The sequence below is a fragment of the Sulfurihydrogenibium sp. genome (assembly GCF_028276765.1).
In the GTDB taxonomy this organism is placed as follows: Bacteria; Aquificota; Aquificia; order Aquificales; family Hydrogenothermaceae; genus Sulfurihydrogenibium.
In genome coordinates this window covers 1-26,921 of record NZ_JAPYVU010000024.1, presented here as the reverse complement: position 1 = coordinate 26,921, position 26,921 = coordinate 1, and the positions used below count along the sequence as shown (strand labels likewise).

Annotated in this window: 27 protein-coding genes and 1 pseudogene; 12 read left to right on the top strand and 16 right to left on the bottom strand. The window is 33.4% G+C overall.

Features of this window, described 5'->3' with window-relative positions:
- The 8 genes from Q0929_RS05300 to tgt form a co-directional block, all read left to right on the top strand.
- A partial coding sequence (locus Q0929_RS05300; protein WP_299238636.1) for a DUF29 family protein occupies positions 1 to 265 on the top strand: 265 nt, incomplete at its 5' end.
- Positions 266 to 268: 3 nt separating this feature from the next.
- Entirely contained in the window at positions 269 to 790 is a 522-nt protein-coding gene (locus Q0929_RS05295; protein WP_299238634.1) for a DUF29 domain-containing protein, read from the top strand.
- Between the two features lie 11 nt (positions 791 to 801).
- On the top strand, positions 802 to 1,341 hold the full coding sequence (locus Q0929_RS05290; RefSeq protein WP_299238632.1) for a cupin domain-containing protein: 540 nt from the start codon (positions 802 to 804) through the stop codon (positions 1,339 to 1,341).
- A complete protein-coding gene (locus Q0929_RS05285; protein ID WP_299238630.1) occupies positions 1,342 to 1,854 on the top strand; it encodes a DUF2628 domain-containing protein in 513 nt (170 codons plus the stop codon). It abuts the gene before it with no gap.
- Positions 1,808 to 2,575, top strand: coding sequence for an enoyl-ACP reductase (locus Q0929_RS05280; RefSeq protein ID WP_299238629.1), 768 nt, complete (start codon positions 1,808 to 1,810; stop codon positions 2,573 to 2,575). The genes Q0929_RS05285 and Q0929_RS05280 overlap by 47 nt, the downstream gene beginning before the upstream one ends.
- 9 nt (positions 2,576 to 2,584) lie before the next feature.
- Entirely contained in the window at positions 2,585 to 2,788 is a 204-nt protein-coding gene (gene thiS, locus Q0929_RS05275) for a sulfur carrier protein ThiS (RefSeq protein ID WP_007547734.1), read from the top strand.
- Positions 2,788 to 4,020 (top strand): histidine--tRNA ligase, encoded by a 1,233-nt coding sequence (hisS, locus tag Q0929_RS05270; protein WP_299238627.1) that lies wholly within the window; start codon positions 2,788 to 2,790, stop codon positions 4,018 to 4,020. Before thiS ends, hisS begins: the two co-directional genes overlap by 1 nt.
- Before the next feature lie 352 nt (positions 4,021 to 4,372).
- On the top strand, positions 4,373 to 5,512 hold the full coding sequence (tgt, locus tag Q0929_RS05265) for a tRNA guanosine(34) transglycosylase Tgt (protein WP_299238640.1): 1,140 nt from the start codon (positions 4,373 to 4,375) through the stop codon (positions 5,510 to 5,512).
- 18 nt (positions 5,513 to 5,530) lie between these two features.
- Here the strand turns inward: tgt and Q0929_RS05260 are convergent, their stop codons facing one another.
- On the bottom strand, positions 5,531 to 6,148 hold the full coding sequence (locus Q0929_RS05260; RefSeq protein WP_299238638.1) for a superoxide dismutase: 618 nt from the start codon (positions 6,146 to 6,148) through the stop codon (positions 5,531 to 5,533).
- A gap of 265 nt (positions 6,149 to 6,413) precedes the next feature.
- On the opposite strand from Q0929_RS05260, the gene Q0929_RS05255 reads away from it, so the two are divergent.
- Positions 6,414 to 6,818 (top strand): desulfoferrodoxin family protein, encoded by a 405-nt coding sequence (locus Q0929_RS05255; protein ID WP_299238625.1) that lies wholly within the window; start codon positions 6,414 to 6,416, stop codon positions 6,816 to 6,818.
- Positions 6,819 to 7,189: 371 nt separating this feature from the next.
- On the opposite strand, the gene Q0929_RS05250 is transcribed toward Q0929_RS05255, so the two are convergent.
- The 5 genes from Q0929_RS05250 to Q0929_RS05230 are packed head-to-tail and all read right to left on the bottom strand — an operon-like array spanning position 7,190 to position 10,048.
- Positions 7,190 to 7,594, bottom strand: coding sequence for a thioesterase family protein (locus Q0929_RS05250; protein ID WP_299238623.1), 405 nt, complete (start codon positions 7,592 to 7,594; stop codon positions 7,190 to 7,192).
- The gene (locus Q0929_RS05245) at positions 7,578 to 8,000 is read right to left on the bottom strand and encodes a hypothetical protein (protein ID WP_299238621.1); all 423 of its coding nucleotides are present in this window, start codon (positions 7,998 to 8,000) and stop codon (positions 7,578 to 7,580) included. Before Q0929_RS05245 ends, Q0929_RS05250 begins: the two co-directional genes overlap by 17 nt.
- A gap of 12 nt (positions 8,001 to 8,012) precedes the next feature.
- Positions 8,013 to 9,386, bottom strand: coding sequence for a phosphoglucomutase/phosphomannomutase family protein (locus Q0929_RS05240; RefSeq protein WP_299238619.1), 1,374 nt, complete (start codon positions 9,384 to 9,386; stop codon positions 8,013 to 8,015).
- Between the two features lie 10 nt (positions 9,387 to 9,396).
- Positions 9,397 to 9,900, bottom strand: coding sequence for a hypothetical protein (locus Q0929_RS05235; protein ID WP_299225910.1), 504 nt, complete (start codon positions 9,898 to 9,900; stop codon positions 9,397 to 9,399).
- Positions 9,875 to 10,048 (bottom strand): hypothetical protein, encoded by a 174-nt coding sequence (locus Q0929_RS05230; RefSeq protein ID WP_007547133.1) that lies wholly within the window; start codon positions 10,046 to 10,048, stop codon positions 9,875 to 9,877. The genes Q0929_RS05235 and Q0929_RS05230 overlap by 26 nt, the downstream gene beginning before the upstream one ends.
- A 326-nt stretch (positions 10,049 to 10,374) precedes the next feature.
- Here Q0929_RS05230 and acnB point away from each other — a divergent pair, with 326 nt between their 5' ends.
- Positions 10,375 to 12,945 carry a bifunctional aconitate hydratase 2/2-methylisocitrate dehydratase gene (acnB, locus tag Q0929_RS05225; protein WP_299238617.1) on the top strand — a complete coding sequence of 857 codons (2,571 nt, stop codon included), beginning with the start codon at positions 10,375 to 10,377 and terminating at the stop codon, positions 12,943 to 12,945.
- Positions 12,946 to 13,254: 309 nt separating this feature from the next.
- Here acnB and rfaE1 read toward each other — a convergent pair whose 3' ends face one another.
- The 9 genes and pseudogenes from rfaE1 to pyrF form a co-directional block, all read right to left on the bottom strand.
- Positions 13,255 to 14,208 carry a D-glycero-beta-D-manno-heptose-7-phosphate kinase gene (gene rfaE1 / locus Q0929_RS05220; RefSeq protein WP_299238615.1) on the bottom strand — a complete coding sequence of 318 codons (954 nt, stop codon included), beginning with the start codon at positions 14,206 to 14,208 and terminating at the stop codon, positions 13,255 to 13,257.
- The gene (gene argC / locus Q0929_RS05215; RefSeq protein ID WP_299238613.1) at positions 14,205 to 15,227 is read right to left on the bottom strand and encodes an N-acetyl-gamma-glutamyl-phosphate reductase; all 1,023 of its coding nucleotides are present in this window, start codon (positions 15,225 to 15,227) and stop codon (positions 14,205 to 14,207) included. The genes rfaE1 and argC overlap by 4 nt, the downstream gene beginning before the upstream one ends.
- A gap of 8 nt (positions 15,228 to 15,235) precedes the next feature.
- Complete coding sequence (gene rpsI, locus Q0929_RS05210) at positions 15,236 to 15,664, bottom strand: 30S ribosomal protein S9 (protein WP_299238612.1); 429 nt, start codon at positions 15,662 to 15,664, stop codon at positions 15,236 to 15,238.
- Between the two features lie 13 nt (positions 15,665 to 15,677).
- On the bottom strand, positions 15,678 to 16,130 hold the full coding sequence (rplM, locus tag Q0929_RS05205; RefSeq protein WP_299238610.1) for a 50S ribosomal protein L13: 453 nt from the start codon (positions 16,128 to 16,130) through the stop codon (positions 15,678 to 15,680).
- A 170-nt stretch (positions 16,131 to 16,300) separates the two neighbouring features.
- Positions 16,301 to 16,864, bottom strand: a complete 564-nt coding sequence (gene raiA, locus Q0929_RS05200; protein ID WP_299238608.1) for a ribosome-associated translation inhibitor RaiA — start codon at positions 16,862 to 16,864, stop codon at positions 16,301 to 16,303.
- 1 nt (position 16,865) lies between these two features.
- On the bottom strand, positions 16,866 to 18,185 hold the full coding sequence (rpoN, locus tag Q0929_RS05195; protein ID WP_299238607.1) for an RNA polymerase factor sigma-54: 1,320 nt from the start codon (positions 18,183 to 18,185) through the stop codon (positions 16,866 to 16,868).
- Positions 18,182 to 18,971, bottom strand: a pseudogene (locus tag Q0929_RS08965) (TdeIII family type II restriction endonuclease). Before Q0929_RS08965 ends, rpoN begins: the two are co-directional and overlap by 4 nt.
- Positions 18,972 to 20,546 carry a DNA methyltransferase gene (locus tag Q0929_RS05180; RefSeq protein WP_343232045.1) on the bottom strand — a complete coding sequence of 525 codons (1,575 nt, stop codon included), beginning with the start codon at positions 20,544 to 20,546 and terminating at the stop codon, positions 18,972 to 18,974.
- Positions 20,546 to 21,229, bottom strand: a complete 684-nt coding sequence (pyrF, locus tag Q0929_RS05175) for an orotidine-5'-phosphate decarboxylase (RefSeq protein WP_299238600.1) — start codon at positions 21,227 to 21,229, stop codon at positions 20,546 to 20,548. Before pyrF ends, Q0929_RS05180 begins: the two co-directional genes overlap by 1 nt.
- A 592-nt stretch (positions 21,230 to 21,821) precedes the next feature.
- Here pyrF and Q0929_RS05170 point away from each other — a divergent pair.
- Entirely contained in the window at positions 21,822 to 23,609 is a 1,788-nt protein-coding gene (locus Q0929_RS05170) for a 2-oxoacid:acceptor oxidoreductase subunit alpha (protein ID WP_299238598.1), read from the top strand.
- 29 nt (positions 23,610 to 23,638) lie between these two features.
- Positions 23,639 to 24,544, top strand: coding sequence for a 2-oxoacid:ferredoxin oxidoreductase subunit beta (locus Q0929_RS05165; protein ID WP_299238597.1), 906 nt, complete (start codon positions 23,639 to 23,641; stop codon positions 24,542 to 24,544).
- A gap of 47 nt (positions 24,545 to 24,591) precedes the next feature.
- Here the strand turns inward: Q0929_RS05165 and Q0929_RS05160 are convergent, their stop codons facing one another.
- Positions 24,592 to 26,733, bottom strand: a complete 2,142-nt coding sequence (locus Q0929_RS05160) for a bifunctional (p)ppGpp synthetase/guanosine-3',5'-bis(diphosphate) 3'-pyrophosphohydrolase (RefSeq protein WP_299238595.1) — start codon at positions 26,731 to 26,733, stop codon at positions 24,592 to 24,594.
- Between the last annotated feature and the right edge of the window lie 188 nt (positions 26,734 to 26,921).

Below are 26,921 nucleotides of genomic sequence, written 5' to 3'. Positions count from 1 at the left end.
TAGCATAGATAATGCAAGAGTTGAATTAGAATGGTTATTTAAAGAAATGCCTTCCTTAAAAAGAAAAGCACAGCAAGAGATAGATTTAGCATGGTATAAAGCTGTTAAAAAGCTGGTTAAATGGTTTGAAAAACCAGTAAATTCACATTTAGCAATAAAATATTTTAACAGAATTCCAACAGAAAAAGATTTTCCCGAAAGATGTCCTTATACATTTGAGCAGATTTTGGACTATAAGCCGTGGTTAAAAGATTTGGAGGAGTAAAAAATGGGTACACAAATTGTAAACAAAGAAGAATTAAAACAGCTTTACGATAGAGATTTTTACCTGTGGGTAATGGAAAACTTAGAACTTCTTAAAAACAAGGAGTTTGATTTAGTAGATTGGGAAAATCTTTTAGAGGAAATAGAAGATATGGGCAGAAGATATTTAGATAGTGCTGTTAGCTTTATTGCTATTATTTTGGAGCATCTGTATAAATATGAACATTTTAGAGAGAATGAAAATATGGGAAATAGCTGGATTAATAGCATAGATAATGCAAGAGTTGAATTAGAATGGTTATTTAAAGAAATGCCTTCCTTAAAAAGAAAAGCACAGCAAGAGATAGATTTAGCATGGTATAAAGCTGTTAAAAAGCTGGTTAAATGGTTTAGAAAACCGGAGAATTATCATTTAGCTAAAAAATATTTTGACAAATTACCAACAGAGCAAGATTTTCCAAAAAAATGTCCTTATACATTTGAACAGATTTTAGAATATGAAGCGTGGATTGAAAATAATACTTAGGAGGTTTAGATATGGCAAGATTAGTTTTTAGAAAAAGCGGTAAGGTAATAGAAAATCCAGAAGAGATAAAATCATTTTTGTCTCAGTATGGTGTAGTTTATGATATTTGGGGCGTTGATAGACTTCCGGAAGATGTTAGAAAAAATTACGACATAGATGAAGAAAATTCAAAAGCCATAATCCAAGCATACGAAAAAGAATTGAAAGAATTGAAAGAAAAAATGGGATACATTACAGAAGATATAGTTGTTTTATCTGAAAAAACTCCAAATCTTGATGGTTTAATGGCTAAATTTAAAAGAGAGCATCACCATATAGATGATGAAGTTAGATTTGTAGTTGATGGTAGCGGTATATTCCCGGTAAAAATAGAAGACGATATTGTAGATATTCATGTAGAAGCTGGAGAGTTAATCGTTGTGCCAGCAGGAGCAAGGCACTGGTTTGAGCTTGATGAGAACAGAAAAATAAAATGTATAAGAGTTTTCAAAACGCCGGCAGGTTGGGAAGCTATTTATAACGAAAATGAAACAGCAACCATGAGGGACTAAATGACACAGCAAGAGAGAGAAGAGCTAAGAATATTTGTTGGAAAAAATGCAGATTACTACATATCTAAATGGGAAGAGATTGCAGAAAATAAAATAAGCTGGAACTGGGCAGCTTTCTTCTTTGGTCTTTTGTGGTTTGGATATAGAAAAATGTATCCCCATGCTTTTGGGTTTATGATTTTCAGTTTTATACTTCAAATTATTCAAACAAAGATGAATACAGACCCTTTGATTATAGGCTTGACAAATTTAGCTATTTCTATATTCATAGGAATGTTTGGAAACTACTTATACTATGAGTATGCAAAATCAAAGGTTCAAGAGATAAAAAGTAAAATAACAGATGAGAAAAATCTTTATATTGAACTTGCAAGACAAGGTGGAGCAAGCTATTTTACTGCGATCGGTATAGGATTGATGTATTTAGTAGCATCATCTATCATAGAATACGGAATGGAGGATAAGAATGAAAATTTTAGAGAACAAAAAAGCATTGATCCTTGGAGTAGCTAACGATAAAAGTATAGCTTACGGAATAGCTAAGGTTTTCTATGAAAACGGAGCTATACTTGGATTTAACTATCTTGACGAGAGGATAGAGAAAAGAGTTAGACCAATAGCTCAAGAGTTTAATTCCGACCTTGTTGTTAAATGCGATGTTTCTAAGGATGAGGAGATTAAAAATTTATTTGAAGCTGTTAAGGAAAAGTGGGGTAGCGTTGATATAATCGTTCATTCAATAGCGTATGCTAATAAAGAATATTTAAAAGATCACTATTATACTGTTGATAGACAGTCGTTTTTGCAGGCTATGGATATAAGTGTTTACTCGTTTACAGCTATAGCAAGAGAATTTTTACCAATACTAAATGAAGGTGCAAGCTTATTAACGTTATCATATTATGGTGCTGAAAAGGTTGTTTATAATTATAACGTCATGGGTGTTGCAAAAGCAGCGTTAGAGGCATCTGTAAAATATCTTGCAAGAGATCTTGGAGAAAAAGGTATAAGAGTTAACTGTATATCAGCCGGACCAATCAAGACCTTGGCAGCGATGGGAATTTCAGATTTTAATGAAATTTATAAAATGTCAGCTGAAAGAGCGCCACTTAAAAGAAATGTAACCATAGAAGAAGTTGGGAAAGCAGCATTATTTTTATGTTCTGATTTATCATCAGGCATAACAGGAGAAATATTGCATGTTGACGCAGGTTATAACATCATAGGCATGTGAGGTGTTCGTATGAAGCTATATGTAAACGGCGTTTTAAAAGAGTTTGAAAAAGAGCAGATGACGATATCAGAATTAGTAAAAGAGCTGCAAATAAAAGCACCAAACTTTGCCGTTGCAGTAGGGTTTGATGTAATTCCAAAAAGTGAGTATGATACATTTGTTTTGAAAGATGGAGACAAGGTTGAGATAGTTCATTTTGTTGGCGGAGGTTGATGTTGGAAAAAATCCAAAAAATCAGAGGATTTCAGGATATATACGGAGAAAACGCAAAAAAATACAGATACATAGTAGATACATTCAGAAAAACATTTTTAGATTATAATTTCCAAGAGATAATCCTTCCTTACGTTGAAGATATATCGTTATTCAAAAGGTCTGTTGGTGAGGCAACAGACATAGTCCAAAAAGAGATGTACGTTTTTACAGATAAAGGCGGTAGAGATGTTGCACTTAGACCGGAGGGTACAGCGGGTTGCGTTAGAGCTTACATAGAAGAAAAGATGTACGCAGAAGGTGGATACCATAAACTGTTTTATGAAGGAGCAATGTTTAGATACGAAAGACCACAAGCGGGAAGATATAGACAGTTTCATCAAATCGGAGCAGAAATATTAGGAGTTTCTTCATACTTAGCGGATGTTGAGCTTATCAGCATGGTTTACAAAATACTTAAAAATCTTAAAATAGACTTTAGACTTGAAATAAATACACTTGGCGATTTTCAATCAAGAAAAGAGTATATATCAAAGCTGATTGAATATTTAAAAAATTATGAAAACTCTTTATGTCAAGACTGTAAAAGAAGAATTCATGAAAATCCACTTAGAGTTTTAGATTGTAAGGTAGAAAGCTGTAAAGAGATAACAAAAGATGCACCAAAAATAACAGAAAGCCTTCCAAAAGAAGCAATAGAAAGATTTGAAAAGATAAAAGAAAGCTTAAAAGCTATCGGCGTTGATTTTATAGAAAATCCAAGACTTGTTAGAGGTCTTGATTATTACACGCATACTGTTTTTGAGTTTATCTCTCAGGAAATAGGTTCTCAGGGGACAATTGCAGCAGGTGGAAGATATGATAATCTTGTAGAACAACTCGGAGGACCACCAACGCCAGCACTTGGCTTTGCAGCAGGTATAGAGAGACTTATCTTGTTATTCAAAGACCTGCCACCGGAAAAACCATTAATCGTAATCATTCCTTTAAACCAAGATTATTATATACAAGCTTTAAAACTTTCAGAAAAGACACGAGAAAAGCATATTCAAACAGAACTGCTCTTAAAAGAAGGAAGTTTAAAATCAATGCTAAAAACAGCAAATAAATTTAATGCTAAGTACGTAATTTTTGTATCAGATAAATTAGAGTTTAAAGATATGGCATCAGGCGACCAGGAAATATTTATAAACGAAGAAGACTTAATAGATGTCTTACTTTCTAAGTTGTAAAATATGGCGAGAGACTGAGAATGTACTAAAATTTTTATAAGTTTATAGAGTATGCGTAAAATGAGTCTACCTTTTGGTGAGAAATTAGTAGTTTTCATAAAATTTAAAAGGAGATCCTTCGGACTTACGTCCTCAGGATGACAGGAAAAGGTTGAATGATAAGCATTAAAGGAAGGATAACCTTATTTGTCATTCTGAGCGAAGCGAAGAATCTCCCACTTTTTTTACTGAATTTCTCATCCGACGTACAATGTATGCTTAAAATGAGTCTATCTTTGCCAGTCATCCTAAAGCCGAAGGCTGAAGGGTCTTTTAATTTTGTAGTAAAAATTTATAAAAACGGAGGCAAAAGCTGTTTAAGTTTGAGCTTTTAAAAGAAGATGGTAATGCAAGACTTGGAAAGATATACACACCTCACGGAGAGATAGATACACCTATCTTTATGCCGGTTGGTACCCAAGGAACAGTCAAAGCTATAACTATGAAACATCTTGAAGAGATAAACGCACAGATAATTCTTGGGAATACATACCATTTATATTTAAGACCGGGTCTTGAAGTTTTAAAGAAATTCGGCGGACTTCATAATTTTTCATCTTGGCAAAAACCGATTTTAACAGACAGTGGAGGGTTTCAGGTTTTTTCCTTGGCAGTCGGAAAGGAGAAAGAAGGTAAACAAAAGGCACAGGTTGTAATTACAGAAGAAGGCGTAAAGTTTAAATCTCATTTAGATGGCTCATGGCATTTTTTCACACCGGAGTTTGTCGTCGAAATTCAAGAAATAATCGGCAGTGATATTATGATGCCTTTAGATGAATGCCCACCTTATCCTTCCAGCCATCAGTACGCTTTAGAAAGTCTTAAAAGAACTATTAGATGGCTTGAAAGGTCAAAAAAAGCAAAGAAAAATCCAAATCAAGCATTATTTGGAATAATTCAAGGGTCAACTTACGAAGATTTAAGAAGAGAAAGCACACTTAGGACTATAGAGCTTGATATGGATGGATACTCTATCGGTGGTCTATCTGTTGGTGAGCCAAAAGAATATATGTATGCAATGACCGAGGTAGTCGCGCCACTTCTTCCAAAAGACAAGCCAAGATACCTAATGGGTGTTGGAACTCCGGAGGATTTGCTTGAAAGTGTAGATAGAGGCATTGATATGTTTGACTGTGTAATGCCTACCAGAAATGGCAGGAACGGAACGCTCTTTACTCATTTTGGAAAAATCAACATAAAATCAGCAAAATACAAACTTGACGAAACATCAGTAGACCCATTATGTGATTGTTATACATGTAAAAATTTTTCAAAAGGGTATCTAAGACATCTTTACAATGCTGAAGAGATAACAGCATACATACTTGGAACTATCCATAATTTAAGATTTTATCTCAGGCTTATGGAAGATATAAGAGAAGCTATAAAAGAAAATAGATTTAAACAGTTTAAAAAAGAGTTTTTAGAAAGGTATAATGGGCAGTCCATCTAAGACCGCCCTTTGTATATTTTAAACTTTTACTTTTAAAGCATTTTCAAATCTCTGATTGATCACATCCCAGTTAAGATTTTTGAAAAATGCATCAATATAAGGTGGTCTTTTATTTTTTTGGTCTACATAATAAGCATGTTCGTATACATCAAGAACTATCAATGGAATAGAGCCAACAAACCCATATTGATTGTGAGCATCAAAACCGTTTACAAATAACATTTTGTTGTATAAATCATAAGATAAAGTAGCCCAACCTCTGCATGCTATACCTGTAGCTTTAATTTCATTTAAGCAGTTATCAACCGAACCAAACCACTCTTCTATAGCTTTTCTAAGCTCCTGGCTTGGCTCACCCTTTCCACCACCGATTAAGTTTTCAAAATAAAGCTCATGCAAAATAACCCCCATATAGTTAAAACTTTCCTCCACTTTAAGAGCTCTATATTCAGAGTAGTTTTGATTAGCCTTAGACCTGTCCGCAAAATTAGATGCTAACTTCTCTTGAATTTCATTGTATTTTGCTACATAACCTTTGTAATGAGCTTCAAAATGAACCTCAATTTGCTCATCCGATATTCCTACAAGACCTTTTGGTTTTAAATGGTCCTTTGGTTGAAGTTTCATAACTTTCATTTTCCTACCTCCTGATTTAGGTTTTTCTTCTTTTTCTAAAATTTCCATTGCTAAAATATTTGTGCTTGAAGCTAAAATACTGATTCCTGATAATTTAATAAAATCTCTTCTGTCCATTAGACCCTCCTCTTGCAAATAAATATAATTTTCAAATTCTCCTGCATCTATGACTGAAATCACAATGATATAATGACCCCTATCATTAATAAAACTATGTTTTATAATGTATATTGTAATTATCAAAACTTGCAAAGGAGGAAGAAAAATGCCAAAAGTTAACAGTTATGTAGACATTTCACAAATCGACAAAGAAGCTAAAAGAGATTTTATTGACAGACACTCTCCATTTGTACATGTAGAAGGTGAAGCTGTAAAAGGTCAAAAATTAAAAGTGAAAGTGAGAGTTGGAAACGAATACGTTCATCCGGATGATTTTGACCACTATATCGCTTACGTTCAATTATGGGACGGCGATACTTTACTCGGACAAGCTACATTTACACCGGGTTCTCTTGGAAACAAGCCAAACCAAGCTGAAGTAGATTTTTACATTGTTCCAACAAAAGACAAATTAAAATTAAACGCAATGAGCTACTGCACAAAGCACGGTCTATGGCAAAGTGAAACTGTTGAAATAGACGTTTTATCACCAGAACCAGCTACAACATAACATAAACCAAAAAGGGCACCTACAAGGTGCCTATCCTTTAAACCATAAGTATAAAAAATGCCGAGTAAAAATTCCATAGAATTATAAGATTTCTCGCTTCACTCAAAATAACAAATAATATTGCCCTTTTTCCAATGCTTATATTTAACCTTTCTTGTCATTCTTAAGAGTTTAGTCCGAAGAATCTTATTTTTAAATTTCATAAAAATCGCTAATTTCTCACCTAAGATATGACTTTATATATCCATCTACCTCTTTTTAAAAAGAAAACAGGAGGTTCTTTGTCGGCTGTAGAATAGCATCGGTTGGAGCCTGCTGCAATCCTGAAAATAATTGCAAAGTTCCTGGCTGGAACAATTATAAATAAGAATTTATACCATTCTCTCATAAAGAATTTGTGGAATTTTAATTATTTTTCTTGTATCTCTATTTAGACAGCAGTGTTTCGTCTCTCCAACTGTCTTTAATTCTTCATTTGAAAAAACTTCATATTTAAATTTAAAGAAAAATTTATCTTTTTCTATGATAAAGAACCTGATTTCTAACTCATCTCCAAAATAGACTGGTTTTAGATATTGGACGTTTAAAGACAAGAGGACTACATCGACTCTTAACTCTTCTCTTAATTTGTAATAAGGAAAACCTATATGTTCTAAATAATATCCTCTTGCTTCCTCAAAATACCGGGGATAGTTTGAGTGATGTACTATCCCCTGGGCGTCTGTTTCATAAAAATTAACTTTTCTTTTATAGATTAACTTATTCTCTTTCTTCAAACTCTTCCGATTCTCCAAGCAAGACTTCGGCTGTTCTTTGACATCCTTCTACAAATCCAATTAATAAATCATCTAACTGAATTGTCATTGTGGGTGTGTTGTCTGAGTTGCCTTTTTCAAAGTCAGCTTCAGATATGAACGCCACTGTAAAAGCTCCTTTTTCTGCCAATGCTTCCCAGCTTTCACCATAAGGCAGTGCAAAGAAAATTTCTGTGCCATCTATGTATGCGGTCACCAGCAGATAAAGCTCTTCATCTTCATCATCATAATCTACATCAATATCCACTTCTACATTTAAAGATTCTTTTTGTAAAAGAGATATTAAATTTTTCTCAGGCTCTACCAAAACTACAAGCTCTCCGTCATCTGTTAATAAAATTTCAAATGGTTGATACATTTCTTCCATAGCAATTCTCCTTTATAAAATTAATTGTTTTCCTTCATTTAATACTTTTTCTGTAAGCTCTAATTTTGGAGTTTCTACGTAAATTCTTAAAACTGGCTCTGTTCCTGATGCTCTAAATAGTATCCAACTATCGTCTTCAAAGATAAGCTTAACACCATCTGTTAAATCTTTTTCTTTAACTTTTAAACCTGCAAATTCTTTTATTTCTTTATTTTTCAAATCTTCTACAAGCTTTATACCTTTATCTCCTTCCACTTTTAGGTCTTCTCTTTTATAGTAGGATTCTCCAAATTCTTTAAACAGGTCTTTTATTATCTCTGTTAGCGGCTTTCCGTAAAGCATCATCATCTCTAAAAATAACATACCGGAGAGTATACCGTCCCTTTCTGGAATGTGAAATCCAAAACCATATCCACCGGACTCTTCTCCACCAAAAGCTACTTGTTCTTTCAGCATTATATCAGCTACGTACTTAAAGCCAACAGGTGTTTTATGAAGTTTTATATTTTCTTTTTTTGCTATTCTGTCAACTAAATATGTTGTTGATACAGTTTTTACTACACTGCCTTTTGTTTTTCTATTTCTAACTGTGTGAAGTAAAAGTAAAGCGTATGCTATCTGGGTATTTACAAACTCTCCATCTTCTGCAACAACTCCAATTCTGTCAGAGTCTCCATCGTTTGCAATGCCAATATCTGCTTCTGTAGCTATCACCTTAGCTTTTAACAAAGATAAATTTTTATCTATCGGTTCCGGATGATGAAATCCAAAGTATGGGTCTCTAAAATGGTTAATCTGAATTACGTCAATAAATGTATCTTCAAGAAGTTTATTATACATACCTACGGAAGTTGCAAACATTGGGTCGTGGACAAGCTTTGACTCTTTTTGTTTAAAGATTGAATAATCAAAATAAGATTTTATTGTATTTAAATATAAATTGTTTAAATCAAAAAGCTGCCAATCTTTTTTACCTGTTTTAACTTCATTCTTTCCGATTTTATCTTCTACACTTTTTATAATCTCAGGTGTTGCCGGACCACCGTAGCTGCCTTTTATTTTATATCCATTGTACTTATACCCATTGTGAGATGCTGTAATCATAACTCCTTCATCTGCTTTTAAATGTTTGACTGCGTAGGATAAAGCCGGTGTTGTACAGACAGAATTTGATAAAATTACTTCAAAACCATTGGAAGAAAAAACTTCCGCAACAAGTTCAGCATAGTCAGAAGACATAAAACGAGTATCATATCCGATAATTATTTTTTTACCGTTTCTTTCTCTGAGAGAATCTGCATGAGCTTGTGCTATTTTGCTTACGACTTCAAAAGTGAAATCTTTTCCGATGATGGCTCTATATCCATCTGTTCCAAACTTTATCATCACATCCCCTTTATAGCTTCTTTTTCTTTTCTTTTAGAGAATAGTATACATCATTAAGCATCAAATCTACAAGCTCATAATATTCCTTTGCTAAAGAGTCCGAGGCTCTTCCTTCTACTAAAACTCTCCATAAATATGGATTGTTCCCTACAACTGCAGTTCCATCTCCAAGGTCATAGATGGATAGCGTAATGACTGTCATGGGTGGAAGCGATAATGATACATTTTTAGCTTTTTCTATATAGTTTTTAGAATAAAGTTGAATTAAAAAATAATTTGTATCTGTTTGAATATCTAAAACTGTAAAGCCATTTTTTGATGCAATGTTCTTTAGCTCATAGTAGTACTCTTGAGGTTTTACCTTTGGATATGCTCTTTCCATTATTGCTTTTTCTCTAACCGTAGAGACAGATTTTTGATAAACAAAGATGAATAAGAAAATAAGCGTAGCTATAATTCCAAATCCTGTTAAGACAATAAACGGATAGTTAGGAGTTTTGGTTTGATTGTCCATCTTTTAACTCTTGTTGTTGCTTTTGTTTTTGTTTTTCTTCGTTATAGCTTGCTTTTATTGAAAGTCCCCATAACAATCCAACTATTATAACCATCCATGTAAAAAAGATTATACCGCCAAGTTCTATCCAACTGCTTTCTGTTTCCATTTTAAAGACCTCGGATTGTTTTATTGATTAATTTTATCATAAAATATACACCTTAGGTGAAAAATTAGTGATTTTTATAGAATCTAAAAAGAGATTCTTCGGACTTGTGTCCTCGGAATGACAGTGTAGATTTTTGGAACAGTTTCATAAAGGTTTAGATTTTTGTAAGGTTTAGATTTTTGTAAGCGGTCCTATGACTTATGGCTTACCTTACTTTTAAAATTTTCTTCTTCTGATAAATGTCAGCATTTTAATAATCAAACAGTGTTTGATTTTTTTATTCATTTATGTATAATATATTTACTACTAAAAAGCGAGGTGAAGAAATGGGATTTTTGAAAGAGTATAAAAAGCATATGGAAGAAAGAGCAAAGCTTGGGATTCCGCCTTTACCACTCACAGCAGACCAAGTAAAAGAAGTGGTAAAGCTGTTACAACAAGTTCCTATTGTAGAAGAAGAGTTCTTGATGGACCTTCTTGAAAACAGAGTTAACCCTGGTGTTGACGAAGGAGCTTTTGTTAAGGCATCATTTTTAAATGATATCATTCAAGGAAAAGCTCACTCACCGGCTATCACACCCAAAAAAGCTGTTCAAATTCTTGGAACTATGATGGGTGGATACAATATTAAGCCTTTAATTGACGCACTTAGCCATAAAGACCCAGAGGTTGCACAAGAAGCTGCAAACGCTTTAAAAAATATCTTACTTGTTTATGATGCATTTAACGATGTAGTTGAACTTGCAAAAACAAATAAGTATGCCAAAGAAGTTTTAGAGTCTTGGGCAAATGCAGAATGGTTTTTAAATAAAGAGCCACTTCCTGAAAAAATAACCGCAATTGTCTTTAAAGTTCCTGGTGAAACAAACACTGATGATTTTTCTCCGGCAACAGAAGCACAAACAAGAAGCGATATTCCTCTTCACGCGTTAAGCATGCTGAAAGCAAAAATGCCAGATGCGATAGAAAAGATAAACGAGCTCAAAAAATCAGGATACCCGGTTGCATTTGTTGGTGATGTAGTCGGTACAGGTTCAAGTAGAAAATCAGCTGCTAACTCTTTAATTTGGCATATAGGAAAGGATATTCCGCACGTTCCAAACAAAAGAACAGGTGGTATTGTAATCGGTGGCATCATTGCTCCGATATTCTTTAATACACTTGAAGACTCGGGAGCATTACCTATCGAAGCTGATGTAACAAAATTAGAAACAGGGGATATTATTGAAATATATCCATATGAAGGAAAAATCGTTAAAAATGGTGAAGTTGTATCTACATTCAAATTAAAGCCAAATACATTGCCTGATGAAGTTAGAGCTGGAGGTAGAATTCCATTAATCATAGGTAGAGGATTAACAAGAAAAGCAAGAGAAGTTCTTGGAATGCCAGAAGAAAACATATTCATCAGACCAGAACAACCACCAGAAAAAGAAGGTGTTGGTTATACACTTGCTCAGAAAATCGTAGGTAAAGCCTGCGGAATGCCGGGTGTAAGACCGGGTATGTATGTTGAGCCACAAACTCTAACAGTAGGTAGTCAAGATACAACCGGACCAATGACAAGAGATGAGATAAAAGAACTTTCAGCTTTAAGCTTTGGTGCTGACTTTGTACTTCAAAGCTTTTGTCATACGGCTGCATATCCAAAGCCAGCAGACATTAAACTACACAGAACATTACCGCAATTTATTGTAAGCAGAGGCGGTGTATCTTTAAGACCTGGCGATGGTATCATTCACTCATGGTTAAATAGAATGGTATTACCTGATACTGTAGGAACAGGTGGAGATAGTCATACAAGATTTCCTATTGGAATCTCATTTGCAGCAGGTTCTGGACTTGTTGCATTTGCAGCAGTAACAGGCACAATGCCATTGGTAATGCCAGAATCTGTATTAGTAAGATTCAAAGGAGAAATCCAGCCTGGTATTACAATAAGAGACCTTGTTAATGCTATACCTTACTATGCTATAAAACAAGGACTTTTAACAGTTGAGAAAAAAGGAAAGAAAAATATCTTTGCCGGCAGAATCTTAGAGATTGAAGGATTGCCATTCTTAAAAGTTGAACAAGCATTTGAATTTACAGATGCATCTGCTGAAAGGAGTGCAGCAGCATGTACAGTAAGATTAGATAAAGAGCCAGTGATTGAATTCATTGAGTCTAACATTAAGCTTATTGAAGCTATGATTAAGGCGGGTTATCAAGATGCAAGAACACTTCAAAGAAGAGCTGATAAAATGAAAGCATGGCTTGATAATCCAGTTCTCTTGGAGCCGGACGAAAACGCAGAGTATGCAGCTGTTATCGAAATAGACTTAAATGAAATAAAAGAGCCGATCGTTGCATGTCCAAATGACCCGGATGACGTTGCTACATTATCGGAAGTTCTTGCAGATGAAAGAAGACCTAAATATATAGATGAAGTATTTGTTGGTAGCTGTATGACAAACATCGGACATTTCAGAGCTGTTGGAGAGATATTAAGAGGAGAAGGACAAATTCCTACAAGATTGTGGATTGTCCCACCTACAAAAATGGACGAAAGACAACTTAGAGAAGAAGGATACTACGCTATATACGCAGCAGCTGGAGCAAGAACAGAAGTGCCCGGATGTAGCTTATGTATGGGTAACCAAGCAAGAGTGAAAGATGGAGCTGTAGTATTCTCTACAAGCACAAGAAACTTTGATAACAGAATGGGTAAAGATGCGAAAGTATACTTAGGAAGTGCTGAACTTGCAGCTATATGTGCCGTCCTTGGTAGACTTCCAACCTTAGAAGAGTATCACAACATCATGGCTAAGAAAATAGCCGGAAAAGAAGATGAAATCTACAGATACTTAAACTTCCATGAATTGCCGGAGGAAGAGTTAGAATACTTAACTGCATAAAAAACTAACTAACGCCGTGGGCTTGTCCTACGGCTTTTTTATTTTAGACAACATGTAATCCGTAAGCCTTAAACCCTACTTAAATAGTTTGCCCACTCTTTAAGAAATCTTAGATAAAAAACACGTCAGGTGAGAAATTCAACAAAAACAGAAGATTCTTCACTTCGATCAAAATTACAGAAAAGATTACTACTCTTTCTCTAATGCTTATCAATCAACCTTTCGCTGCCATCCTGAGAATTTTAGTTCCTTCACCAGCCGTGGAATGATGATATGGATTTTTGTTCATCAAATTCTCACTTTTTCACATTAACCAATCAGGTCTATCAAAATATCTCTTGAAACTGTAGCAGTTCCTATTTCTCCCACTACATAACCGGCTGCTGTATTTGCTAAAGATGCAGACTCTTCCCAAGTTCCACCTGCCAATCTTGCTAAAGCAAGAACAGATATAACTGTATCTCCTGCACCTGTTACATCAAAAACTTTTTTAGCCTTTGTTGGAATACGTAAAATTTTATCACCCTCAAACAATGCCATACCTTCACCGCCGAGTGTAATCAAAAGCTGGTTTAATTCAAGGTCCGACATTATTTTTCTTCCAACTAATTCAAGGTCTGTGTTTTTATCTGCTTTTATACTCTCGTATGCTTCTTTTTTGTTTGGAGTTAAAATGGTAGCATGTTTATAAAGTTGATAATTTGATGGCTTAGGGTCAACAAAGATAGGTTTGTTTAAAGATTTTATAAAATCCATAATTCTTTGAGTAATAACACCTTTTCCATAATCAGAAACGATAAAGACGTTTATTTTGTCTTTTATATTTTCAATCTCATTGATGATTTTATCTTCAATCTCGGCAGACAGTTTTGACCTATCCTCTCTATCAATTCTTAAAAGTTGCTGGCTGACTGCGATTATTCTGGTTTTTTCAATGGTTGGTCTTGATTTGTCTTTTATTAAGACTGGATTTATGTTTTTTGATTTTATTAAATTCTCAATAATTTTTGCGTTTTCGTCATCTCCTACTACGCCAATCATATAAGCTTTAGCATCTAAGGAAGCTATATTATTTGCAACATTTGATGCACCACCGAGAGATACAGTCTCTTTTTTTACATCTACAACGGGAACAGGAGCCTCAGGAGATATCCTTTCTACATCCCCCCATAAGTATTTATCAAGAATAATATCTCCAATAACCCCAACAGTAATATCCGGAAACCTGCTGATTAAATCGACTGCTCTTTCTTTTGTAATCATGGATAGATTGGTAGATTTTTTAGGTTGTAACTTTCTTCAAATCCAAGGATTATATTCATATTTTGAACAGCTTGAGAAGAAGCACCTTTGCTAAGATTATCTATTGCAGAGGTAATTACTGCATAACCTGTCTTCTCGTCTTTATCTACAAAAATATCACAGAAATTTGTCCCAAGAACCTCTTTAATTCTAACAGGTCTATCTTGGAGTCTTATAAAGTATTCTTTATCGTAGTAATCAAAATACAAATCTCTTAACTGTTTTTTTGATATGTCGGTTTTAACTGTGATGGTAGAAAGCATTCCTCTTGAAACCGGGATTATGTGAGGGGTAAATCTGACTTTTATATCTTTATCTGAAATTCTTTTTATAACGTCCTCCATTTCAGGAGTGTGTCTGTGTTTTGTGATGTTGTAAGCATACGCGTTTGAAAAGCTTTCTGGATACATAAAATCTTCTTTTAAATGTCTTCCGGCCCCGGAAATTCCGGATAAAGCATTTACAATGATTGTATCATCTTGAATTTTACCCTCTTTAGCCAGAGGATATAAGCCAAGAATTGTGGCAGTTGGATAGCAGCCAGGATTTGCTATTATTTTTGCAGATTTTATATCATTTCTAAATATTTCAGCAAGTCCATAAACCGCTACTTCTAAAAGTTCCGGAAATCTATGCTCAAAGCCGTAGTATTCAGGATATGCTTCTTTATTTTTTATTCTGTATGCTGCAGATAAGTCTATAATGATTTTGTTATTTTCATAGAGCGTTTTTACAAGTTCTAAGGAAGGTTCATGTGGTAAGCATAGGAAATAAATATCAGACGAAGCTGTATCTACTTCTTCAGTAAAGATTAAATCTTGATATTTTGATTTGTTAAAGAATGGGAAAGCTTCTTTTAAAGCCTTCCCCCTGTATTGTCTTGACGTTATTTGATTTATTTCAATTTCTTTGTATAATTCTAAAATTCTTAAAAGTTCTATTCCAGTATATCCAGAAGCTCCAGCAATACAAACTTTCATAGAATAAATTAACGCTTAGACCATCTATATTTCGCTCTTGCACCCATTTGGTTGTATTTCTTACGTTCTTTAACTCTCGCGTCTCTTGTCATCAATCCAGCTGGTTTTAGTAATGCTCTTAATGCAGGGTTGTAACTTTCAAGAGCTTTTGCTATTCCATACATCACAGCTTCTGCTTGTGCAGGTTTTCCACCACCTTTTACAGTTGCATAAACATCAAACTTTCCAAGTGTTTCTGTAACTACAAATGGACGGTTTATTTTTACAAGCAAAATATCTCTTTCAAAATACTCTTTTCCATCCCATTCTTTTCCGGACGAACTTCTAACTATAATTCTTCCTGTTCCCGGAAGTATCCAAACTCTTGCTATTGCCTCTTTTCTTCTTCCAGTTCCGTAGTGTGCCACCTTAGGGTCTATTTTTATTGTTTTTTCCAAGATTAATACCTCCTTAAAAAACTTTCCATAATTTTGCTATTTCTTCTAAAGGCTTTAAATTTTGTGCTGTATGTGGATGTGTCTCTCCAGCATAGAGCTTTAATCTTTTCATGTATCTTTTTTGAAGTTTATTTTTTGGAAGCATTCTTTCAACTGCTAACGCTAATGCTTCAGTTGGCTTGTGTTCTATCATCCATTGTAGGTTCCTAACTTTTAAACCGCCGGGTGTGTTTGTGTGGAATTTGTATTCTTTGTCTGTAAGTTTTTTGCCAGTAACTGTAAATTTGTCTGCATTAATCACAACAACATAATCTCCACAGTCTACATCAGGTTGGAAAACTGGCTTATGCTTTCCTCTTAATACATTAGCTATTAATGAAGCTAATCTTCCAAGATTTTTTCCTTTTGCATCAATGATATACCAATCTCTTTTTACGTCTTCTTTTCTCAAATGGAATGTCTTCATCTTCAAACTCCTCTCGCTTTAAAAATTCAAAACAATATTATAGCATAAAAAAGCCTATTTTGTACACTTCAATTAATGGTGTTCTAAAATTCTCGTAAGCTTTTCTTTCTGTGTCATCCTGAGGCTGTAAGCCGAAAGTTCCCTTATTCAATTTTTAACAAATCTAATAATTAAGCTCTTGGAGTAATTAAGCCATAATTACCTGCTTTTTTTCTGTAAATTACGTTAACTTCTCCGGTTTCAGAATTAATAAATGGTAAGAAAAATGCTCCGGTCTCTTCTAATAATAATCTTGCGTCTTCAACAGTCATAGGTTTTTCAGAAGGTAGCGGTTCAACAACAATCAAAGGTCTTTCTATTGAAGATTCTTGAACAGTATGTTCTTTCATTTTTTCTAATCTTGCTTCTCTTCTTGCTGCTTCAATTCTTCTTTGTTTTAATCTAACAAGTTGTCTTTCTACTTCATCAATTACAAAATCAATAGCTGAATAAAGGTCGTTACTTTCTTCCCAAGCATGGATTACACCACCACCCGGAGTATTAAGATAAACATCTATATCTACTCTGTTTCTATGTCTATGCTTTTCAAAATCATAAACTATTCTTACCCTTACAGCGTCTGGGGTTACGTCTAAATCTTTTAAGTAATGTTTTAGTCTTTCAAGCTTATGTTCTGCATAAGCTTTAATAAAATCAGTAACTTCAATGTTTTTTCCGACATGTTCTACTTGCATGTTAACCTCCTTTTTTTCTTTTTCTGGAATCAGGTATATTTAATTCTTCTCTATACTTTGTTACTGTTCTTCTTGCTAAATGAATTCCTTCTTTTTTGAGTAAGTTTACTATGTCATTGTCACTTAAAGGTTTTTTAGGGTCTTCATTTTCTATTAAATTCTGAATTAAGTATTTTACATGATCTGATGAAATATTTCCACTTTCTTTGCTAACCTTGTTTGAGAAGAATGCTTTTAAAGGCAATACTCCTATTGGAGTTTGTGCAAATTTATTCGACACAATTCTGCTGATTGTAGATTCGTGTAATCCTATTTTTTGAGACACATCTTTTAAAGTAAGTGGTTTTAGATATTCTTTACCATAAAGTAAAAAATCTTTTTGCTGTTCTACAAGAGTTTCTACTAATTTTCTAAGATTTTCCCTTCTTTGTTCTATGCCTCTAATTAAGCCAATAGCTTTTTGCAATTTTTCATACAGGAATTTTTTTGTTTCTTCGTTTATATCTTTTCTATTTAAAATTTTTTTGTACTGATTTGTTAAATTAAGCTTAGGTAAGTCTTGTTCATTGATTACTATCTCAAAAGGATGGTCTTTATCGTTTGTTTCATATATAAAAATATCTGGCTCTACGTAGTATGCTTCAAAGTCTTCATATCCATAAAGTGGATAAGGTCTTAATGCTTTTATGTTTGAAGTAATCTCTTCAAGAGTTTCTTCGTCAATTTGATATTTTTTTAATAAATATTCTTTATCTTTGATTTTGTTTAAATCTTCTTGGATAATCTGCTCTGCTATGCTGTCTCTTCCAAATTTTTCTCTATATTCTGTAATTAAAAATTCTGTCAATGATTTAGCACCAAGTCCTGTTGGCTCAAGCTTCATTAATTTTTTTCTTATTTTTTCTACTGTCTCAATGTCTACATTGTATTTTGATGCTATCTCATTTAAGCTGTCTTGTGATACATATCCTTTCTCGTCTAAGTTATCTATAATGTCTAATGCTATCTCTTTTTCTTTGCCATCAAATTCTAAATCTATCTGAAATTCTAAGGTTTTTATAAGTGATGGCTTGTAAGTTAGTCTGTTTAATGGGTTTAGCTCTTCTTCATCTTCTGTATAAGAAACAGATAAGTCTGTAAGTTTTTCTTGATAATCATTATTTATATGAATCTCTTCTTCTAAAAATGGATTTTCTTCAAGTTCATGAATGATTTCTTGAAGAAGTTCTTGCTTTGGCATCACCATTATATTAAGTTGATGTTTTAAACTAAGTGTAAGGTTTAACTTATGCTGAAGCTTTAGTCCTAAGTTTTGTTTCATAATAGTTGGTCCTCAAATCTGCTGAAGTATTGATCCAATTCTGGTCTAAGTTTTATTCCAACTCTTTCAAAACACTTCAACAACTCTTCATAAGCTCTATCTCCACCTAAGAAATCCCAAAATTCTTCTGCTACTTTAAGCTCGTTGTTTATATCAATCATTCCTTTAATAGTCCATCTTTCGTAAGGTCTTGGATAGTATGGATTATATGGTATTGCGATATAAGAATTTATCTTAGCATCAGGTTCTCGTTGTAGATATATAGCTATCCATTCCAACAAAGTTCTTTTAAATGTTTTAAACTCAGATATATTTGGTTTTACTGTCTTTAAATCAAGCATATGAACCATTCCATCTTTATCTTTCAAAAAGATTGTCAACTTTAACAACCTTTGTTTTAACCAATTTGCCAGATTTTGCTACTTTTCTTATCCTTTCTATCTCCTCAAATTTATTAGGATTTCTTTGACCTGAGGCTAATTCGTCTATTATTTTTTGGATTTCTGCTTGTGCATGAGCGCTTATGAGATTACCGACACGATATTGTTTATATACTTCAACAAAGTTTTTTCTTGAGAGAATTTCAGCTACTGGTTCAAAAATGGATGTTCCAAAGGATGTATTTAATGAATGGATAAAGGAGTATAAAGCCATTCTATCTTTTCCTAAAAATCTATAATGAAAAGGCATATAATTTGTTTCTGGCTCATATTCCCTTAACTTTCTTTTTATACTATCTTCTATTGTTTTCTCAACTTCAATAATTTGCTCTTTATCTAAAAACATTTACTTCTCCTTAAGATGAAAAATCGACTCAGAATACAATTGATCTCTGTTTTTTTCCACTCTACATAGCACTGGTCTTTTAAATTCATCTACTATTTTCATACCTGCAAGTTCTGCAATTTTTGGATATAAATTATATTTATCATTTGCAACTATAAATATATTGTAGTCTTCTTGTAAATATTTTTTACAGTTTATTAAAACTTCTGCTATATCTTTAATGTATGCTTCTTTCTGTCTTTTTCCTATTCCTTTTGATAAAGAACCTATCTCTAAGTCATCTTTCCTTTCAAATCCAAATATTTCATAAGCATATGCGTGCTGTTCATGGTAGTCTATCAAACCAAGGTATGGTGGACTTGTAAATATTCCTCTAATTTTTTGTTTTTTTAGAATTTCAGCAAATCGTGGATTTTGTTTTTCTACTTCTGTAAAAATATCTATTTTTCTACTATCACCTGCAAGGCATATTTGGAATGTGTTTGTCCTAAGTTTGTCAAACTCTGCCAATCGTTGTAATGTATCGTTTGCATAATACTGCCACCATTTAGAGATAGTAAAAACTGGTTTACATATCTTTCTATGTTTCTTACAATAATAAGTTGTGTAAACAGGCTCTTTCAATGTTGCTAAATCTGAATGGGTTGTCGCCCTGCATGACCTGGCAGTCCTACTCAATATGATATATAAAACTTCCTTTATATCTTGATCGCTTATATTTTTTATTTCATTCGCTAAAAAGTCTAGCTCTTTTCTAACAGGGTCTAAATACCATAGATCTAAAAACGTTTCATTGTTATTTTGTTTGATTTTTATTTTATAATTGTTTACAAGGTTATTATAGATGTTTAAAAACTCCTTTTCTTTCTCTAAGCCATACTCTTGTTCTTTTATTCTACCTTCTAAAATCCATCTTTTGAAATCTGGAGATGGAAAGTATTTATCATTAAAGTTTTTTAATTTACTTTGCAGTTCTTCTTCAAAGTCTTTAATATTTAGATTATTTTGATAATTTTCCAACTTTAATGTCAGTTTTTTAATGGTTTTAGCTATTGAAGTTAAATCATGTTTCCTAACCTTTACATTAGACAGCATCACATTAAATTGAGAGATATCTATTCCTACCGCATGAATACCAAGTTCATTAGCTTGAACAAGTGTTGTCCCGCTTCCGCAAAAAGGATCCAAGACTATATCTCCCGCCTTAAAGTAAACTTCTTTTTTAAAAGAGTCTGTATGAGAATCTAAGAAATATTCAACTAATTGTGGAATAAATTTACCTTTGTATGGATGAATTCTATGAACGTGTTTTGTCCTTTCTGCTTCAGAGTATTCTGCAAAAGATAAACTCCAGTTTATATTTTCTTCTTTCTGCTGATTTATTTTGTAAGTCTTATCATAATATTCTTTAAGTTCTCTCAAACTTACTAAAACTTTCCCGTTATTTCCATATTTTTTAATTCTTCCATATTGAATCAAATAAGAGATATTTGAAATTTTTATATCTTTGTTTAAATAATTTGAAGCCCAAGTTGAAGCTTCTTTTAAGCTTACAAATCTATCTTCCATCAACATCACAATTCCTCTATAACGCTCAATATTTCTTTAATAATTTTATTCCTGTCTTGCGCTTTTAAAATAGGTCTTCCGACAACTAATATATCTGCACCATCTCTTAGAGCTTCTTCCGGCGTTGCTATTCTTGTTTGGTCATCTGTTTTTTCTTTTGTAAGTCTTATACCCGGAACAGCTGCGATGAATGGTTTTTGTATATGTTCTTTTAAAAACTTTACTTCATGACTTGAGCAAACTATCCCATCTGAACCATTGCTAATTGCCATATCTGCCAATCTATAAGCTAAATCTGAGACTGATAAAGAAGAGCCAAGTAATTTTGGATAGTTTTGATCGTGACTTGTCAGAATAGTTACAGCTAAGATTTTTAAATCTGTTCCTTCTTTTGCTTTTACAGCTTGCTGAATCATCTCTTGACCGCCAAGAGAATGTATCGTTAGGTAATTAACGCCAATTTCTGATACAGCTTTTACACCGTTATAAACAGTGTTTGGTATATCATGAAGCTTTAAATCTAAAAATATCTCAAATCCTTTGTCTTTAACTTGTTTTACAAAATTAATTCCACCTTTAATAAAAAGGTTGTAGCCTATCTTAATGATAATTTTATCTTGGATTTCATCAACGATTTCTAATGCTTGGTTGATATCATTTACATCAAGAGCAAGAGCTAACTTTTTCAAGATTTAAACTCCTATTCAATTATAATTTTATAATTCTACTACAAAAATCATGCCAAAATCAAATCGAGGACGGAAAGTGTTCCAAAATTTTTACAAGTTTACCCTTATCCGTCACCCTGAAGTCGAAGGTTGAAGGATCTCATCTTTTAAAAAGAGAGGAAATGAGATTCTTCGCCAGCTGCAGAATGACACCATTGGATCGTTCTTTGTCATCCAGCAGCGAAGTGAAGGATCTCATGTTTTAATGTGTTTTGAAAAGAAGGAAACAATAACAGGAGATTCTTCGCCGGCTGTAGAATGACGATGTGGATTTTTGGAACAGCCTCAATCGAGGATGTTTTAAAATTTTTATAAGCTTACCTTTCCGCCATCTTGAGGACTTTATCCTTGACATCCTTTTTAAATTCTATAAAAATCACTCATTTCTCACTCCAAGGTGCAAGTTTAAGATTATGAAAATTAATAATTTTGTGATGATTGTCAGTTTAAAAAATAAAACAGCGTTATAAAATTCTTGACAAGAAAATAAAACAATGTTATATTTTTTTAAAATTTGAATAAGGTTATAAAACTCAAGTAGGAGGATTTAGCGATGGCTTTTGATTTAACAATTAAGTTTGCAGGTGAAGGTGGAGAAGGTGTAATCTCTGCTGGTGATTTTACAATGAGAGCGGCAACGTACTTAGGTCTTGAAGTTGTTACTTTTAAAAGCTTTCCGGCAGAAATTAAAGGTGGTTACGCACTTTCTCAAGTTAGAATGTCTGATGAAAAAATCTTATCTCAAGGTGATGGATTTCAAATACTTTTTGCATTCAATGGTGAAGCTTATGAAGTAAATAAACCACTTTTAAAGCCTGGAACGGTTCTCGTTTGGGATGGACCAGAAGGTGGAGATTTTGAACCAGAATTTGACTGGTTAGAAAAACAAGGGGTTATAGCTTATGCTGTTCCTATGTCTAAACTCGCAAGAGAAGAAGTTGGCGCATACATTGCAAAAAATATGGTAGCTCTTGGTGCAGCATCTGAATTGTTTAATATTCCAATAGATGTTTATAAAGAGCAAATCGTTTCTAAATTCTCTAAAAAAGGACAAGATGTAGTAGAGCTAAACTTTAGAGCTTTAGACGCTGGTATTAACTGGGTCAAAAATAATATCAAAAAGGTAGACCCTTACAGACTACCAGAAAGAATGCCAAGAAAAGATGTTATCATCCTTGAAGGTAACGAAGCAATAGCTCTTGGTGCAGCAGTAGCTGGTTGTAAAGTTTTTGCTGCATATCCAATTACACCAGCAACAACAATCGGTAACTATTTATCAGAAATAATCTTAAAAGCAAACGGTTATGTGTACCAAGCTGAAGATGAAATTTCTTCGATGGCTATAGTAATTGGTGCGTCTTTCTCAGGCGTAAAAGCAATGACTGCAACATCCGGACCAGGCATATCTTTAATGCAAGAGCTGATAGGTCTTGCATCAATGGCAGAAATTCCGGCTGTTATCGTAGATGTTCAAAGAGGCGGACCATCAACCGGTATGCCAACAAAACACGACCAAGCAGATTTATACGCAGCTGCAATAGGTGGTCATGGTGATGGTCAAAGAATCGTAATAGCACCTACAAACGTTGAAGAAAATTTCTATCTAACAATTGAAGCTTTCAATCTTGCAGAAAGATATCAATGTCCTGTATTATTCTTAACTGATGCATCTTTATCTTTAAGAGCAGAAGCAATTCCAACACCAAACATTAAAGAAATTCAATCAAAATTAATCAACAGACCATTGATTACAAAAGATATGAATGTAGATCCAAATGAAATCTTGAGATACAAAGTTACAGAAACAGGAATTGCACCAATGCTTGCTCCGGGTGTATCTCCAAAGCCATACGCAGCAACTGGATTAGAGCACGGCGAAGACTCATCCCCAAGAACAAGACCAGATATTAGAACAATGATGATGGAAAAAAGATTTAGAAAGCTTAAGAATATAGAAGATGAAAACCAACATCTTTTAGAGTGGGACCTTGGAGATTTACAAGAGGGTGAAAAAGCCGATATCTCTGTAATAGCATGGGGATTAACAGCATCTATCACAAAAGAAGCTATTCAAAGATTAAGAAAGAAAGGTTATAAAATAGCTGCACTTTATCCAAAACTCTTGTATCCTGTTCCGGCTAAAGCTATTGAAAAAGTTGCAAGCATGTCTGATATTACTCTTGTACCTGAAGCTAACTATACAGGTCAGTTTGCAAGATTTATTAGAATGTATACTAATGTAAAACCGGTTCAATTTAACATTTACAGAGGAGAGCCATTTATCCCTGCAGAAATTGAAGCTAAAATTGAAGAATTAGTTGGAAGTAAAGTTAACGCCTAAAAAAATTTTTTAACAGGAGGTAAGTAGAAATGTCATACCAATTTATAAGATTACAAGAAAAATTAGAACCAAAGGACTATAGAAGTAATATAGAGCCAACATGGTGTCCTGGTTGTGGAGACTTTGGAGTTGTCAGCGGACTTGCAAAGGTTTTTAGTGAAGAACAATTTGACCCAACAGCATTAACACTCGTTTCAGGAATTGGATGTTCGTCAAGATTACCTTTATGGATGAATGCTTTTGGATTACATACTTGTCATGGTAGGGCAATACCTGCTGCAGTTGGTGCAAGACTTGCAAAACCAGAAGTTCCTGTAATCGTAACAGCAGGAGACGGAGATTTGTTCTCTATCGGTATGGAACACTTCCCACACGCTGCGAGAAAAAACTTTGATATTACTGTTGTTTGTATGGATAACAGAATGTACGCATTAACAAAAAACCAACAATCCCCAACTTCAAGAACTGGATATAAAGGTTCTTTAACACCTTATGGAAACATTGAAGAGCCAATGAATGTAATATCATTTGCAATTGCATGTGGAGCAACGTTTGTAGCTCAGACATACTCAGGAAATCCAAAGCATGAAGCAGAAATCTTAAAAGCTGCTGTAGAACATAAAGGATTTTCTTTTGTAAACATATTATCTCCTTGTCCAACATACAACAAAATAGATACATTCCAATACTACAAAGGAAGAACTATTGATATTAACAAAGAGTTGGGTCATGACCCATCAGACTATGCAAAGGCTGTTGAGCTTGCATCTCATGCATTGGACCACGATAATGACCCTAATGCAAAAGTTCCAATCGGCATCTTCTTAAAGATTGAAAAACCTACTTTTGAAGATAAAGTCCTTGCATTGAAAGAAAAGTATGGCGCTTCTGATAATCCAGACTGGGATAAAATTCTAGAAAGATACAGACCATAACATACCTACATAGGCAGGTCTTCGTGCCTGCCTTGATTTTTTGATTTTCAGCCCTTTTTCAAAACCCTACTAACAGAAATTACACCCGGTGTATTCTTTATAGATTTTAAAATCCCATTTAAATGTTCTTTATTTCTAACTTGAATTGTTAAATCAATGATTGCCTTACCAAATTTTAAAGTTTGAACACGAGCATTTGATATGTTTGATTTTGCATTGGCAACTGCATTAGAAACATTTGCAAGCATTCCGGGCTTATCTTCAGTAAATATTCTTATTTGAGAGTTGTATAGATGATTTATATTTTTACCCCAAGCTACATTGATAATTCTTTCAGGTTCAGATTCTAAAACCGGTTTAATATTAGGACATCCTTTTCTATGAATAGCGATACCCTTTCCTTTTGAGACTATGCCATAAATTTCATCACCCGGGACTGGCATACAGCATTTTGATAAATGAGACAAAATATTTGATATTCCATCAACTTCTATCGTAATATCCGAAGCTGTTTTTTTGGCTTCTGATTTTGCCTCTGTGTCTTCTTTATCTTCTCTTAAAAGTCTAATCACTTTTGCAGGTGAGATTTTTCCATCACCAAGAGCAGCTAAAAAGTCTTCAAAGGTTTTGTAGTTATATTTTTTTAATATTTTATTTCTTTCTTCTTCTGTTAGCGTGCTTAATTTTTTATTGATCTTCTTTAAAAATTTATCTAATAACTTTTCTCCAAATTCAATTGACTTTTCTTTCTCAATCTTTGCTATATATTGCTTTATGTTTGTTTTTGCTTTGGATGTAACTACAAAATTAAGCCAATCTCTTGAAGGATTATGCCCTTCTTTTGTGATAATTTCTACAACATCGCCACTTTTTAGCTTTGTATCAAGTGGAACTAATTTACCATTTACTTTGGCCCCAACTGCTTTATGACCAACCTTTGTATGTATAGCATATGCAAAATCTACAGGAGTTGAACCTGATGGAAGTTTAATCAAATCACCTTTTGGTGTAAATACATAAATTTCATCAAGTATTAGGTCATTACTAATATCATTTATTATTTCGCTGCTTGAATTTTCCTTTAATGTTTCTAACAGATTTTTAAGCCAAACAAACGTTTGTGCATCTTTTTCTGTTAAATCTTTTCCGCCTTTATAAATCCAGTGAGCAGCTATCCCATCTTCTGCTATTTTATGCATTTGGAAAGTTTTTATCTGTATCTCTACAAATCTTCCCTCCGGTCCTACAACAGTTGTATGAAGTGCTTGATAAAAGTTAGATTTTGGAAGTGAGATATAATCTTTAAATTTACCTGGAACAGGCGTCCATATTGAGTGAACGATTCCTAAGGTTAAATAACAGTCTTTGACATCTTCAACCAAAACTCTAACCCCAAAAACATCATAAACATCGCTTAATTTAAGGTTTTTTCTAATTGTTTTTTCATATATGCTGTATAGGTGCTTATATCTGTATTGTATTTCTGCTTTTATTCCATGCTGGTTTAAAGCATCTTTAAGAACCGGTATTACTTTTTCTGTGAGATATTTCTCATACTTTTCTCTTGAATGGGCAAAATAAGTGGCAACTTTTTTGTACTCTTCAGGATATAGATACATAAAGGCAAGGTCTTCTAATTCTCTTTTTATATTCCAAAGACCGAGTCTACTTGCTATTGGAGCATATATTTCAAGCGTTTCTTTGGCGATTCTTTTTTGTTTATCTTCTCTTAAATGCTGAAGTGTTTTCATATTATGAAGTCTATCTGCAAGCTTAACAAGAATAACTCTTATATCTTTTGCTGTGGATATAATCAATTTTCTAAAATTTTCATATTTTGCATCTTCTAAATTTTCAAACTGATACTTTCCAATTTTCGTAACACCGTCAACAATTTCAGCAACTTTTTTCCCAAATTTTTCTTCTATCTCTTCAAGGGTAGTATCTGTGTCTTCAACAATATCATGTAAAAGCGTAGAAATTATAGAAGTTTTATCTAATTTTAAATCTGCTATGGTTTTTGCTGCTTCTATTGGGTGGATGTAATAAGGTTCTCCGGATTTTCTATATTGGTCTTTATGCTTTTCAATGACATAATCAATAGCATTTTCTATTTCTTGTTTTTCTTCAGGTTTTAGATAATCTAACTTATTTAAAAGCTCTTTTGCGGGTGCATCTAAGGTTTTCATTTCATTCCTTTTTATAAAATATTTATTTTACTGTATTTACGATTCTTATTATAATACATTTATTTGCTTTGTCCAATAATAGAAAATCATAGAATAGTCTATTTTTTTCTGCATACGTTTTATTGCTTTTCTTTAATTAATTATACACTACGCTAATAATTATTCATTGTTAAAAACCTATTAATAAG

What these genes read in the sequence shown, in the direction of transcription:
- Q0929_RS05295 (WP_299238634.1), top strand. Translation starts at nt 269, where the DNA reads ATGGGTACACAAATTGTAAACAAAGAAGAATTAAAACAGCTTTACGAT.
- Q0929_RS05290 (WP_299238632.1), top strand. Translation starts at nt 802, where the DNA reads ATGGCAAGATTAGTTTTTAGAAAAAGCGGTAAGGTAATAGAAAATCCA.
- Q0929_RS05285 (WP_299238630.1), top strand. Translation starts at nt 1,342, where the DNA reads ATGACACAGCAAGAGAGAGAAGAGCTAAGAATATTTGTTGGAAAAAAT.
- Q0929_RS05280 (WP_299238629.1), top strand. Translation starts at nt 1,808, where the DNA reads ATGAAAATTTTAGAGAACAAAAAAGCATTGATCCTTGGAGTAGCTAAC.
- thiS (WP_007547734.1), top strand. Translation starts at nt 2,585, where the DNA reads ATGAAGCTATATGTAAACGGCGTTTTAAAAGAGTTTGAAAAAGAGCAG.
- hisS (WP_299238627.1), top strand. Translation starts at nt 2,788, where the DNA reads ATGTTGGAAAAAATCCAAAAAATCAGAGGATTTCAGGATATATACGGA.
- Q0929_RS05260 (WP_299238638.1), bottom strand. Translation starts at nt 6,148, where the DNA reads ATGAAAGTTATGAAACTTCAACCAAAGGACCATTTAAAACCAAAAGGT.
- Q0929_RS05255 (WP_299238625.1), top strand. Translation starts at nt 6,414, where the DNA reads ATGCCAAAAGTTAACAGTTATGTAGACATTTCACAAATCGACAAAGAA.
- Q0929_RS05245 (WP_299238621.1), bottom strand. Translation starts at nt 8,000, where the DNA reads ATGGAAGAAATGTATCAACCATTTGAAATTTTATTAACAGATGACGGA.
- Q0929_RS05240 (WP_299238619.1), bottom strand. Translation starts at nt 9,386, where the DNA reads ATGATAAAGTTTGGAACAGATGGATATAGAGCCATCATCGGAAAAGAT.
- Q0929_RS05235 (WP_299225910.1), bottom strand. Translation starts at nt 9,900, where the DNA reads ATGGACAATCAAACCAAAACTCCTAACTATCCGTTTATTGTCTTAACA.
- Q0929_RS05230 (WP_007547133.1), bottom strand. Translation starts at nt 10,048, where the DNA reads ATGGAAACAGAAAGCAGTTGGATAGAACTTGGCGGTATAATCTTTTTT.
- acnB (WP_299238617.1), top strand. Translation starts at nt 10,375, where the DNA reads ATGGGATTTTTGAAAGAGTATAAAAAGCATATGGAAGAAAGAGCAAAG.
- rfaE1 (WP_299238615.1), bottom strand. Translation starts at nt 14,208, where the DNA reads ATGATTACAAAAGAAAGAGCAGTCGATTTAATCAGCAGGTTTCCGGAT.
- argC (WP_299238613.1), bottom strand. Translation starts at nt 15,227, where the DNA reads ATGAAAGTTTGTATTGCTGGAGCTTCTGGATATACTGGAATAGAACTT.
- rplM (WP_299238610.1), bottom strand. Translation starts at nt 16,130, where the DNA reads ATGAAGACATTCCATTTGAGAAAAGAAGACGTAAAAAGAGATTGGTAT.
- raiA (WP_299238608.1), bottom strand. Translation starts at nt 16,864, where the DNA reads ATGCAAGTAGAACATGTCGGAAAAAACATTGAAGTTACTGATTTTATT.
- rpoN (WP_299238607.1), bottom strand. Translation starts at nt 18,185, where the DNA reads ATGAAACAAAACTTAGGACTAAAGCTTCAGCATAAGTTAAACCTTACA.
- Q0929_RS05180 (WP_343232045.1), bottom strand. Translation starts at nt 20,546, where the DNA reads ATGTTGATGGAAGATAGATTTGTAAGCTTAAAAGAAGCTTCAACTTGG.
- Q0929_RS05170 (WP_299238598.1), top strand. Translation starts at nt 21,822, where the DNA reads ATGGCTTTTGATTTAACAATTAAGTTTGCAGGTGAAGGTGGAGAAGGT.
- Q0929_RS05165 (WP_299238597.1), top strand. Translation starts at nt 23,639, where the DNA reads ATGTCATACCAATTTATAAGATTACAAGAAAAATTAGAACCAAAGGAC.
- Q0929_RS05160 (WP_299238595.1), bottom strand. Translation starts at nt 26,733, where the DNA reads ATGAAAACCTTAGATGCACCCGCAAAAGAGCTTTTAAATAAGTTAGAT.